8 protein-coding genes are annotated in these 12,301 nt (G+C 64.3%); 5 read left to right on the top strand and 3 right to left on the bottom strand.

The window, feature by feature from the left end:
• Positions 1-5 precede the first annotated feature (5 nt).
• The 3 genes from J0I79_RS12265 to J0I79_RS12255 form a co-directional block, all read right to left on the bottom strand.
• A complete protein-coding gene (locus J0I79_RS12265) occupies positions 6-3,137 on the bottom strand; it encodes an efflux RND transporter permease subunit (RefSeq protein ID WP_292858302.1) in 3,132 nt (1,043 codons plus the stop codon).
• On the bottom strand, positions 3,134-4,294 hold the full coding sequence (locus tag J0I79_RS12260; protein WP_292858299.1) for an efflux RND transporter periplasmic adaptor subunit: 1,161 nt from the start codon (positions 4,292-4,294) through the stop codon (positions 3,134-3,136). Before J0I79_RS12260 ends, J0I79_RS12265 begins: the two co-directional genes overlap by 4 nt.
• Before the next feature lie 200 nt (positions 4,295-4,494).
• Positions 4,495-5,319, bottom strand: coding sequence for a MurR/RpiR family transcriptional regulator (locus J0I79_RS12255; RefSeq protein WP_292858296.1), 825 nt, complete (start codon positions 5,317-5,319; stop codon positions 4,495-4,497).
• A gap of 137 nt (positions 5,320-5,456) precedes the next feature.
• On the opposite strand from J0I79_RS12255, the gene J0I79_RS12250 reads away from it, so the two are divergent.
• The 5 genes from J0I79_RS12250 (at position 5,457) to J0I79_RS12230 (ending at position 12,070) form a co-directional block, all read left to right on the top strand.
• Positions 5,457-6,275, top strand: a complete 819-nt coding sequence (locus tag J0I79_RS12250; RefSeq protein ID WP_292858293.1) for an N-formylglutamate amidohydrolase — start codon at positions 5,457-5,459, stop codon at positions 6,273-6,275.
• Between the two features lie 20 nt (positions 6,276-6,295).
• Positions 6,296-7,855: an amino acid permease gene (locus J0I79_RS12245; RefSeq protein ID WP_292858290.1), complete on the top strand. Its 1,560-nt coding sequence runs from the start codon at positions 6,296-6,298 to the stop codon at positions 7,853-7,855.
• Positions 7,856-7,936: 81 nt separating this feature from the next.
• Entirely contained in the window at positions 7,937-9,307 is a 1,371-nt protein-coding gene (locus J0I79_RS12240; RefSeq protein WP_292858287.1) for a glutamine synthetase family protein, read from the top strand.
• 183 nt (positions 9,308-9,490) lie between these two features.
• Positions 9,491-10,879 carry an aldehyde dehydrogenase family protein gene (locus tag J0I79_RS12235; RefSeq protein WP_292858284.1) on the top strand — a complete coding sequence of 463 codons (1,389 nt, stop codon included), beginning with the start codon at positions 9,491-9,493 and terminating at the stop codon, positions 10,877-10,879.
• A gap of 18 nt (positions 10,880-10,897) precedes the next feature.
• Positions 10,898-12,070 (top strand): iron-containing alcohol dehydrogenase, encoded by a 1,173-nt coding sequence (locus J0I79_RS12230; RefSeq protein ID WP_292858281.1) that lies wholly within the window; start codon positions 10,898-10,900, stop codon positions 12,068-12,070.
• The last annotated feature ends 231 nt before the right edge of the window (positions 12,071-12,301 follow it).

Genomic DNA, 12,301 nt, shown 5'->3' with positions numbered 1-12,301 from the left:
GAGCCTTACTCCGCCGGCTCCACATTGGTGTAGGCGGCTTCCTCGAGTTCGCGCTTGAGCCGCGCTTCCTCATGGGCCTTCGGCGTGACGAAGCGGCCGAGCAGCAGATAGGCGACCGGCGTCAGGAACAGCGTCGAGACGGTGGCCAGACCCAGCCCGCCGACAATGACCCAGCCCAGCGCAACGCGCGCCTCGGCGCCCGCGCCGGCGGCCAGCACCAGCGGCACGCCGCCCAGCACCGTGCAGATCATCGTCATCATCACCGGCCGCAGGCGGATGATGGAGGCCTGCTCGATTGCCTCGCGCACGCCAAGGCCTCGATCGCGCAGCTGGTTGGCGAATTCGACGATCAGGATACCGTTCTTGGCCATGACGCCGACAAGTAGCACCAGGCCGATCTGGCTGTAGGCGTTGAGACTGGTGCCTGACAAAAGCAGGGCGAAGATCGCGCAGGCCAGGCCAAGCGGCACCGTCGCCATGATGATGACGGCGCTGACAAAGCTTTCGAACTGGGCGGCCAGCACCAGAAGGATGATGACCAAAGCGAAGCCGAAAATGGTGATCATGGCGCTGTTGGTTTCGCCCAACGTCGCGGCCTCGGCCAGGGGCAGGATGCGGCTGCCTGCCGGCAGCAGAGGCGTGGCGATCTGCTCGGCGCGGCTCAATGCATCGCCGAGCGCGAAATTGCCGGCGAGGTTGGTGGTGATGGCCACCGAGGGCTGCTGCTGCTCGCGCGTCAGGGACGGCGGCACGGCGCGTTCGGTCAAGGTGGCGATAGTCGACATCGGCACGAAGCGGCCATCTGCCGTCTTGAGGAAGATGTTTTCCAGGTCGGTCGGATCGTTGATCGGATTGGTGGTCGAGACCAGTTTCACGCCATAGCTGCGGTCGGCGATGTAGACGTCGACGACGTCATTGCCGTCGAGCATGGCCTGCAAGGTGTTGGCGAGGCCCGTAATGTCGATGCCGAGGTCGGAGGCGCGCTCGCGGTCGATGGCTACGGCCAGTTGCGGCTGTGTCGGGTCGATCGACAGGCGCGGTGTCTGGAAGCGCGGATCCTTCCGCATCTCGTCGATGATCTTGACCGCCGCATCGCCGAGCGCCTTGCGGTCATTGCCGACCAGCGCGAACTGCAGGCCGTTGCCGGCGCCGCGGATGCCGAGGCTGTTGGGCTGTACCGGGAAGATGCGCACGCTCGGCACCTGTTTGGTTAGCTCGCTGATCTCGGCCATGATTTCCTGCTGGCTGCGGCTGCGCTCGTTCCACGGCGCCAGCGTCATCACCATGAAGCCTGAATTGTAGGAGCCGTTGTTGCCGGCATTTTCGAAGGTGGCGCGGATCTCGCCGGAATCGCGCATCGGCTGGATCAGCCGCTCTATCTTCTGCATCTGCGCGGTCGTGTAGTCGAGGCTGACGCCTTGCGGGGCCGAGATGCGCAGCAGCACGGCCGCGCGGTCCTCGGTCGGCGTCAGTTCCTGGCGGATGGTGCCGAACAGCGTGAAGGCGACGCCGGCAAAGAGCACCGCGACCAGAACCACGAGCCACGGCGCGCCGAGACATGCGTGCAGGGCGCGCTTGTAGCCTGCATTCAGAACGCCGCCGATGCGCGCGCCGATGCCATGGCCGCCCTCGTGGTGCAGCGAAGCGCTGGTCAGCATGCGCGAGGCAAGCATCGGGCACAGCGTGAGCGCCACCACGCAAGACAGCAGCACCGACATGGCGAGCACGAAGCCGAATTCGCGGAACAGGCCGCCGGTCTGGCCCGGCAGGAATGAGATCGGCACGAAGACCGCGACCAGCGTCAGCGTCGTGGCGACGACGGCGAAGAACACTTCCTGCGCGCCGAGCACGGCGGCGGCACGCGGCCCCATGCCTTCGTTGCGCCGGCGAACGATGTTTTCCAGAACGACGATGGCGTCGTCGACGACCAGGCCGGTCGCCAGCACCAGCGCGAGCAGGGTCAGGATGTTGATGGAGAAGCCGGCGAGATAGATCGCGGCGATGGTGCCGATCATGGCGACGGGCATCGACAGGCCCGGGATCAGCGTGGCGCGCCAGTCGAGCAGGAAGGCGTAGATGACGATCAGCACGATGGAGACCGAAAGCGCCAGCGCGATCTCGACCTCGTGCACGGCGCCGTTGACGAAAACGGCATCGTCGCTGGTGATCTTGATCGACATGCCCGGGGGCAGGTTCTGCTGCAACTTGGCGACAGCGGCCTGGACGCCGGTCGAGATATCAAGCGTGTTCGATTCCGCCTGGCGGATGATGCCGATGCCGATGCCGGTCTTGCCGTCGGAGCGCAGCGCCGTCTGGCCGACATCGGGACCGAGCGTGACGGTCGCGACGTCGCGGATGCGCGTCGTGCCGCCGATGATGAGGCTTTCGAATTCGGCCGGCGTGGTCACGTCGGCCGTGGTGCGCACGATCAGGTCCTGATTGGTCGTGGTGATCGAACCGGCGGGCGAATCGAAGGCGACGGAAGCAAGGGCGGCCCTGAGGTCGGCGACGGTGAAGCCGAGGCTGGCGAGCTTGTTCTGGTCAACATCGATGCGGAAGATCTTGTCGCGGTCGCCATAGACCTGGACGTCGGCGACGCCGGGCACGGCGGCCAGCTCATCCTCGATCTGGTCCTGGACGACGACGGTCATGTCCTGGATCGACATATTGTCCGAAGTCACCGCCAGCCGCATGACCGCGTCGGAATTGGCGTCGGCCTTGACGATGCGCGGCGGATCGGCGGCGGTCGGCATCTGGTTGGCGACGCGGCCGACGGCATCGCGCACATCGGAAGCGGCGACATTGAGATCGACGCCGTCGTTGAATTCGATGGTGACGCGGCTCGAGCCGAAGGACGAGGAGGACGAGATCGATTTGACGCCGGAGACGCGGGCGACGGCGCCTTCGATGGTATCGGTCAGCTCGCGGTCGACCGTTTCGGCGGCCGCGCCCTCGAAGGTGGTTGAAACGGTGACCACGGCGCGGTCGACGTCGGGCAGTTCGCGGACCTCGACGCCATAGAAGGCCGCGAGGCCGGCGACGGCAATGAGGACGTTGAGCACCAGGGCCATCACCGGCCTGCGGATGAACAGCGCGGTGAAGCCGGTATCGCTGGCGGCGTTGGTCATGCCGGTCACGAGCCTTCGGCGGCGTTGGCGCGCCGGTCCTGTCCGGCGATGCGGACCTCACCGCCCTCGCTGACGCTTTGCGTGCCCTCGGTGACCACCATGTCGCCGCTGTCGAGTTCGGCGTCGATCAGCACGGTTTCGGTGTTGCGCTGGATGATGCGCACCGGTACGCGCCGTGCCTTGCCATCCTCGATCTGCCAGACATAGGCGCCGTCCGCGCCCCACAGGATCGCCAGCGGGCTGACGGCCGGATAGGTGTCGCCGGGGAACTTCATGGTGATGGAGAAGGACATGCCGGCGCGCAGCGAATCGGCCGGGTTCGCGATCTTGGCCTTGACCAGAAGCGTGCGGCTTTTTTCGTCGACGTGGTTGTCGATGGCCGCAACCGTTCCGGTATAGGCATTGCTCGGATTGGCGATCGGCGTTGCGGTCAATTGCGCGCCGACCTTGACCGCGGCGGCAAAGCGCTCGGGCACCTGGAAATCGACCAGAATCGAGGTGCGGTCGTCGAGCGTGGCGATCGCGGACTGATTGGTCACATAGTTCCCGGCAGAGATCGGCAGGATGCCGACCGTGCCTGAGATCGGGGCGAGTACGGAGCGGCGCTGCAGCGCGAGTTCGGCATCCCTCAGCGCCAGCCTCGCGCCCGCCAGCACCACTTCCGCATCGGCCACCGCGACCGGCGTCGCGGCATTGGAGGCGCGCAGCGACTTGACCCGGTCGAGCTTGGATTGCGCATCCTGCAAGGCGAGCTTGGCCCGGTCCTGCGCGATGATCTCGGTTTCGGAATCGAGCGTGGCGATGATCTGCCCTTCCGCGACATGGCTGCCGGATTCGACAAGCAGTTCGGCAAGGCGGCCGGAGCTGTAGGGATTCACGGTCACCGAGGCGTTGGCGCGGCCGGTGCCGATAGCCTGCAGGCGGTCGTTGATGGTGGCGGTGCCGGCCGGCGTGGCGACGATCGTCGCCACCTGGCTGGAGCGGTCACGGCCGGCCTGAGTGGCGCCGGCTGTCTTGCCCTCCGTCGCGGGAGGCGTCGCCGCGACGGCCCAGTCCAGGCCCCAGCGCGAGAGCATCTCGGGCGCTCCCGGATAGAAGCGCGCCCAGCCAGAAGCGGCCGCCGCCAGGATGACAAGCGCAACAGCTATTTGTTTCCAGGTCCGCATCGACACTCCGGCTGCAGGGGTCGTCGGCCATTCCAGATAAGGCGGCAGAGCGACGACAGGCTAGGCGGCGAAATTCGGCCGCGCTACATCCCGATATCAGCGGTTTATGGCAATTATCACGCGATCGTGCACATTAAATCTCGGTAACGTGAAGTCGCGTGCTGGGTCGATGCGGGCCGAACCGCCTTGCAAGAGCTTGCTTAACGCAGGCCCTCCATCTCACGGATACGGCGGGCGCCGTTGGCATCGAGCTGCCTCGTGACGGCGCCGATCAGGGTTTCGGCGACGACGAAAAGGGCGGCCGAGGAATCCCATGCGGAGGGCACAGCCGTGCGTCCGGCGATGACGTGACGGGCAAACCTCGCGATCGGCGACAGCCATTGGTCGGTGAACAGCACGATCTGCACACCGCGCTGGTGTGCCTTTTCGGCGAAGCGGACGAGGCTGTCCTGGTAGCGCCTGATGTCGAAGATGACCAGCACGTCGCGCTTGCCCATGTCGATCAGCCGGTCGCGCCACATGCTTTCCTGCCCGGCAAGGTGGACGACATCGGGCTGGACGATGGCGAGATGGGCCGCCATGTAGCGGGCGAGCGGATCGGTGAAGCGGCCGCCGATCAGAAATGTCTTGCCGCGCCGCTCGGCAAGCCTGGCCGCGATGTCGGCAAGCTGCCTGTCCGACAGATGCCTGAAGGTCTCGCGCATATTGTCGAGCGTCGCCTCCAGCATGGGCGATGCGGTGCCGCCCGGCGAGGGCGGATTGAGCGTGCGTATCGCCGGCGACTGCAGTTGCGCCGCCAGTTCGTCCTGCAGGCTCGACTGGAACTCCGGATAGTTCTGGAAGCCGAGCCGGGCGACGAAGCGCAGGATGGTCGGCGAGGACACGCCGGCCGCCGCCGAGAATTCCGCCACCGTCTTCAGGCCGATCATCGGATAGGAGGCGATCAGCGTCTGGGCCGCGCGCCGCTCGCCTGCCGGCATGCTGCCGATACGGTCGGCGATCAGTTCGGCAATACTGGAAATCATCTTTTCCCCCATCCACCGGCCTGGCCCATGAGATCGCATTTGACAAAGCCGGATAAACTGTATGAAATCATCCGCAGGGACGCAATGACGCAAAATACGTAACATACGATACAGCGCTCCCGGGGAACGGCAGGACTATGAAGACAGCGCGGCCCGCCAGCCTTGCATCGTCTGAAACCGTGGGGGTGACGAATCCCGGCGGATCAAGCCCGTTCGTGTTCACCTGCGACCATGCCTCCAATTTCCTGCCGCCCGAATTCGGCACGCTGGGCCTCGCCGCCGGGGACCTTTCGCGACACATAGCCTGGGATCCGGGTGCGCTGCCTGTTGCATCGCGCATGGCGCAGGCGCTCGACGCCACGCTGGTCGAAACGCGTATTTCGCGCCTCGTCATCGACTGCAACCGTCCGCTCGACGCGCCCGATCTGGTGCCGCCGGTCAGCGAGACCACGGCCATTCCCGGCAATACGGGCCTTTCCGATCATGAGCGCGCCGCACGGGTCGCCCTGTCCTGGCAGCCATTCCACGCAGCCATCGATCGCATTGTCGAGGACAGGCTGGCGCGGGGGCAGGAGACGCGGCTGGTCTCCGTCCACTCCTTCACGCCGGTCTACAAGGGCCGCAACCGGCCCTGGCATATCGGCATCATTCATGATGACGACCGCCGCCTGGCGGCGCCGCTGATCGGCGCGCTTCGGCGGCTTGCCGGCATCACCGTTGGCGTCAACGAACCTTATTCGCCTGCCGACCGCGTCTACTTCACGCTGGAACGGCATGCGCGTTCGCGCGGGCTGGCCTGCGCGATGATCGAAATCCGCAACGATGAAATCTCCGGCGAGACCGGGCAGCGGAAATGGGCGGATCTGCTCACAGGCATCTTTTCTAATCTGGAGCCCGAGGAGGCCAGGGGCTCCAGACAAGGCGCAATGGGAAAGTCAGTACAATCGGCCAGCTAAGAACCAACAGGGGACTTCCAATGGCAGCACCGGGTTATACAGACGTCGACAAGGCGGAGGACGTAAAACACCTCCACAGCATGGGCTACGCCCAGGAACTGGAGCGGCGCCTCAGCCGCTTTTCGAATTTCGCGGTTTCCTTCTCCATCATCTGCATCCTGTCGGGCGGCATCAACTCGCTGGCGCAAGGCACGTCGGGCGCCGGCGGCATCGGCGTCGGCATCGGCTGGCTGGTCGGCTGTTTCGTGTCGCTCACCTTCGCGGTCGCCATGTCGCAGATCAGCTCGGCTTATCCGACCGCCGGCGGCCTCTACCACTGGGGCTCGATCCTCGGCAACCGCGGCACCGGCTGGGTCACGGCCTGGCTCAACTTGCTCGGCCTGATCACCGTGCTCGGCGCCATCAATGTCGGCACCTGGACGTTCTTTATCGGCGCCTTCGGACCGGCGCTGGGCATTGACGGCTCGCTGACCAACCAGATGATCTTCCTGGTCGTCATCACCGGTCTCCAGGCGCTGATCAACCATCTCGGCATCAAGCTGACGGCGAAGCTCACCGACTTCTCAGGCTATCTGATCTTCTTCGGCTCGATCCTGATCGCGGTGGTGTGCATGGCCTTTGCGCAGACCTGGGATTTCAGCCGTCTCTTCACCTTCCACAATTATTCGGGTGATGCCGGCGGCGGTGTCTGGCCGCAGGTGTCGAACGCCTGGGTGTTCGCACTCGGCCTCCTGCTGCCGATCTATACGATCACTGGTTATGACGCCTCGGCTCATACGTCGGAAGAGACCATCAAGGCGGCCTCTTCGGTGCCGCGCGCCATGGTCATGTCGGTGGTCTGGTCGGCGCTGTTCGGCTACCTGTTCCTGGCCGCTTTCGTGCTGATGATCCCGAACATGGACGATGCCGCCAAGCAGGGCTGGAACGTGTTCTTCTGGGCCTTCGACCAGCGCGTTCCCTCGGGCCTCAAGGAATTCGTCTATCTCGTGGTCTTCGTGGCGCAGCTGCTGTGCGGTCTCGCGACCGTCACCTCCGCCTCGCGCATGATCTTCGCTTTCTCGCGTGACGGCGGCCTGCCCGGTTCGGCGGCGCTGGCCAAGGTCAGCCCGACCTACCGCACGCCGGTGGCGGCGATCTGGACGGCGTCGATCCTGTCGGTGCTCTTTGTCTGGGGTTCTTCGGTGGTCTCGGTCGCCGGCACCTCGGCCTACACCATCGTGGTGTCCTGCACCGTCATCTTCCTGTTCCTCTCCTTCACCGTGCCGATCGTGCTCGGCATGATGGCCTGGGGAACGCCGAAGTGGGACAAGATGGGTCCATGGAACATGGGACGCGGCGTGTTCATGCTGTTCGCGTTCCTGTCGATCGTGTCGATGATCCTCATCTTCATCATCGGCATCCAGCCGCCGAACGACTGGGCGCTCTACATCACGGTCGGCTTCTTCGTGCTGACGGCGGTCGTGTGGTTCGCGTTCGAGCGTCGCCGCTTCCAGGGCCCGCCGCTGGGCGACATCATCGCGGCGCGCCAGGCGGCGATCAAGGCCGCCGAACAGGCGGTCGGCGAGACCGGCGGCCACTGAGACGCATCACCAAGGCCATGGCCGGCATCCCGCCGGCCATGGTTTCTCACTTCAACGACCAAGCACTGGAGCGCCAAAGGAATGGCCGGAAATTTCTCGTTCGATCAGTTGAAGAAAGCGGTCTCCAGCGGCGAGATCGACACGGTTCTGGCCTGCATCGTCGACATGCAGGGCCGGCTCGCCGGCAAGCGGTTCCTGGCGCAATACTTCGTCGATTCCGCCCATGATGAAACGCATGGCTGCAACTATCTGCTGGCCGCCGACATCGATATGGAGCCCGTGCCGGGCTATAAGGCGGCAAGCTGGTCGAAGGGCTATGGCGATTTCGTCATGAAGCCCGACCTTGCCACGCTGCGGCGCATTCCCTGGCTGGAGAAGACGGCGCTGGTGATCTGCGATGTGCTCGACCACCACACCCATGACGACCTGCCGCATTCGCCGCGCGCCATCCTGAAGAAGCAGGTCAAGCGGCTGACGGAGCGCGGTTATATCGGCTATTTCGCCTCCGAACTCGAGTTCTACCTGTTCAACGAAACCTACGATTCCGCGCGCAAGAAGCATTGGCAGGGCCTCGAGACGGCTTCGCCCTATATCGGCGACTACCAGATCGGCATCACCACCAAGGAAGAAGGCGTCATGCGCCGGCTTCGCAACGAGATGGAAGCGGCCGGCATCCCGATCGAGAACTCGAAGGGCGAATGGGGTCCGGGCCAGGAAGAGATCAATGTACGCTATGCCGAGGCGCTCGACATGGCCGACCGCCACGTCATCCTGAAGAACGGAGCCAAGGAAATCGCCGAGTCCGAAGGCAAGGCGATCTCCTTCATGTCCAAGTATAATTACGGGCTCGCCGGCAGCTCCAGCCACATCCACAATTCGCTGTGGAGCGCCGACGGCAAGACGCCGCTGTTCTTCGACAAGAAGGCCGAATGGACGCTGTCGACGCTCGGCCAGCAATGGGCCGCGGGGCAGCTGAAATACGCCAAGGAATTCACCTGGTTCCTGGCGCCCTACATCAACTCCTACAAGCGCTTCCAGGCCGGCACCTTCGCGCCGACCAAGATCATGTGGAGCGAGGACAACCGCACCGCCGGCTTCCGCCTGTGCGGCGAGGGGACGAAGGGCATCCGCATGGAATGCCGCATCGGCGGCGCCGACCTCAATCCGTACCTTGCCTTCGCGGCGCTGATCGCGGCCGGCCTTGCCGGCATCGACGAGAAGCTGGAATTGCAGAAGCCGTTCGTCGGCGATGCCTACCAGGCTTCGCGCCTGCCGGAGATCCCGAAGACGCTGCGTGACGCGACGGAGACACTGGCCAAGTCGAAGATGCTGAAGCAGGCGCTCGGCGAGGATGTGCTGGAGCACTATGTCCACACGGCCAAGTGGGAGCAGTTCGAATACGACCGCCGGATTACGGACTGGGAACTGCATAGGGGCTTCGAGCGGTATTAAGGTAACTGCGAACGTCGGCGCGGCCCCTCACCCTTACCCTCTCCCCGTGAAGAACGGGGAGAGGGGGCGCCGACGTTGGAGTTCACCTTCTCCCGCCCCTATACGGGGGAGAAGGTGCGGCAGGCGGATGAGGGGCAGCGCCAAGCCAAATGATTTTCGATTGTGTAACACGAGGACCTGCAAATGACCGAAACGGTCAAACTCATCACCCCCATCGACGGATCGATCTACGCCGAACGGCCCATTGCGACGGACCAGGCTGTCAACGCAGCGGTCGAGCGCGCGCGGGCAGCGCAGGAGAAATGGGCGCAGGTGCCGATTGCCGAGCGCGGCAAATACATGCTTGCGATGCTCGAGGCGCTGGTGGCGATGACCGATGAGATCGTGCCTGAGATCGCCTGGCAGATGGGGCGGCCGGTTCGCTATGGCGGCGAGTTCGGCGGCGTCAAGGAACGCACCAACTACATGGTCGAGATCGCCGAGCAGGCGCTGAGAGCGGTGCCGGCGTCGAACCCCAAGGATGGCTTTCGCCGTTACGTGAAGAAGGATCCGCTGGGCGTAGTGATGGTGATCGCGCCGTGGAACTATCCCTATCTGACCGCCGTCAACACCATCGTGCCGGCGCTGATGGCCGGCAATGTCGTCATCCTCAAGCATGCGGCGCAGACGCTGCTGGTGGGCGAGCGCTTCGCTCAGGCTTTCGAAAAGGCCGGCCTGCCCAAAGGTGTGTTCCAGAACATCGTGCTCAATCACGCGCAGACTGAAAAGCTGCTCGGCTCGGGCAAGATCGATCACGTCAATTTCACCGGCTCGGTCGGTGGCGGCCGGGCCATCGAGAAGGCGGCGGCCGGCACCTTCATGTCGCTCGGTCTCGAACTGGGCGGCAAGGACCCGGCCTATGTGCTTCCGGATGCCAAGATGGATCATGCCGTCGCCAATCTGGTCGACGGCGCGTTCTTCAATTCCGGCCAGTGCTGCTGCGGCATCGAGCGCGTCTATGTACACGAGAAGGTCTATGACGAGTTCGTCGAAGGCTTTATCGCCGAGACGAAGAACTATGTCGTCGGCAATCCGCTGGAGCAGGCGACGACCATGGGGCCGATGGCGCAGGCGCGTTTCGCCGACCTGATCCGCGAGCAGAAGGCGGAGGCACTGCGCAAGGGCGCCAAAGCCCACATCAACATGAAGGTGGCTAACGACAAGGCCGGCTCGCCCTATCTGGCGCCGGAAGTACTGACCGAGGTCGACCACCAGATGAGCGTCATGCGCGAGGAAAGCTTCGGCCCCATCGTCGGCATCATGAAGGTGCGCAACGACGAAGAGGCGATCGCGCTGATGAATGACAGCCCCTATGGGTTGACCGCTTCGATCTGGACCCGGGACACCGAGCGCGCGATCGCCATCGGCGACCGCGTCGAGACCGGCACCGTGTTCATGAACCGCTGCGACTATCTCGATCCGGCACTGGTCTGGACCGGCGTCAAGGACACCGGCAAGGGCGCGGCGCTGTCGGCCATCGGCTACGACAACCTGACCCGGCCGAAATCCTTCCACCTGCGCGAAGCCATCTGATTTCCGGAAAGACAAGCCATGTCCAAGCTCATCTCCAAATGGAACTACCCCACCACCGTCCGCTTCGGCGCCGGCCGCATCAAGGAACTGCCTGAGGTGCTGGCCGCCACCGGCATCAAGCGGCCGCTGTTCGTCACTGATCCCGGCCTGGCGAAACTGCCGGTCGTTGCCTCGACGCTGAAGATCCTCGACGACGCCAAGGTTCCCTACGGCGTCTTCTCCGAGGTCCGGCCGAACCCGGTCGAGTCCAACCTGACGGCGGGCATTGCCGTGTTCAAGAAGGGCAAGCATGACGGCGTCGTCGCCTTCGGTGGCGGCTCGGCGCTCGATCTCGGGAAATTGATCGCTTTCCAGGCCGGCCAGACGCGCCCGGTTTGGGATTTCGAGGATGTCGGCGACTGGTGGACGCGCGCCAATTCGGACACGATCGCGCCGATCATCGCCGTGCCGACCACCGCAGGCACCGGATCGGAAGTCGGCCGCGCCGGTGTCATCACCAATGAAGAGACGCACACCAAGAAGGTCATCTTCCATCCGAAGCTCCTGCCGGCGATCGTGATCGCGGACCCGGAACTGTCGGTCGGCATGCCGGGCTTCATCACCGCCGGCACTGGCATGGACGCGCTCGCGCATTGCCTGGAGGCCTATTGCGCGCCGGGTTACCATCCGATGGCCGACGGCATCGCGGTCGAAGGCATCAGGCTGGTGTTCGAGAACCTGCCCAAGGCGTTCGCCAACGGCAAGGATCTCGTCGCACGCGCCCATATGATGAGTGCGGCGGCCATGGGCGCCACCGCCTTCCAGAAGGGTCTCGGCGCCATCCATTCGCTGTCGCATCCGGTCGGTGCGCTCTACGATACCCATCACGGCATGACCAATGCGGTGTTCATGCCCTATGTGCTGGCCTTCAACCGCGACTCCATCGAGGAGCGGATCGCGCGCCTCGCCGCCTATTGCGGCATCAAGGGCGGCTTCGACGGCTTCGCCAAGGCAATCATCAAGCTGCGCAAGGAATTGAAGGTGCCGCACGCGCTGCCGGGCCTGATCAAGGGGCTCGACATGGACAAGAAGCGCAAGGCGCTGATCGCCGACATGGCGGTGGTCGACCCGACCGCCGGCGGCAATCCGGTCAAGCTGACCAAGAAGGCGGCGTTGACCTTGCTTGAAAACGCCATCGCCGGCACCGTCTGAGGCGTTTTTGGCGCATCGAGTTGATCTGAAAATGGGGCAGGGAAACCAGGGGAGGCGGTGAAGGGCAAGGCAGAAACTCGTTAGCCGGAAAAAGATTCGCCGGCCAATTGCTACATCAGGTTAAAAAGAGTTTACTTTTTCGTACTGCGGGCTGCCGGTTTCACAAAGCTTTCATCTGGCTGTCACATGAAAACGATACCGGATCGCAGGCGTCCAACGGCGTCAGTTCAA

Origin of the sequence: Mesorhizobium sp., from assembly GCF_017306585.1 — a bacterium.
Taxonomy (GTDB): Bacteria; Pseudomonadota; Alphaproteobacteria; order Rhizobiales; family Rhizobiaceae; genus Mesorhizobium.
Note: the sequence above shows the minus strand (reverse complement) of the source record. Positions and strands in the feature narration are given on the sequence as shown.

What these genes read in the sequence shown, in the direction of transcription:
- J0I79_RS12260 (WP_292858299.1), bottom strand. Translation starts at nt 4,294, where the DNA reads ATGCGGACCTGGAAACAAATAGCTGTTGCGCTTGTCATCCTGGCGGCG.
- J0I79_RS12255 (WP_292858296.1), bottom strand. Translation starts at nt 5,319, where the DNA reads ATGATTTCCAGTATTGCCGAACTGATCGCCGACCGTATCGGCAGCATG.
- J0I79_RS12250 (WP_292858293.1), top strand. Translation starts at nt 5,457, where the DNA reads ATGAAGACAGCGCGGCCCGCCAGCCTTGCATCGTCTGAAACCGTGGGG.
- J0I79_RS12245 (WP_292858290.1), top strand. Translation starts at nt 6,296, where the DNA reads ATGGCAGCACCGGGTTATACAGACGTCGACAAGGCGGAGGACGTAAAA.
- J0I79_RS12240 (WP_292858287.1), top strand. Translation starts at nt 7,937, where the DNA reads ATGGCCGGAAATTTCTCGTTCGATCAGTTGAAGAAAGCGGTCTCCAGC.
- J0I79_RS12235 (WP_292858284.1), top strand. Translation starts at nt 9,491, where the DNA reads ATGACCGAAACGGTCAAACTCATCACCCCCATCGACGGATCGATCTAC.
- J0I79_RS12230 (WP_292858281.1), top strand. Translation starts at nt 10,898, where the DNA reads ATGTCCAAGCTCATCTCCAAATGGAACTACCCCACCACCGTCCGCTTC.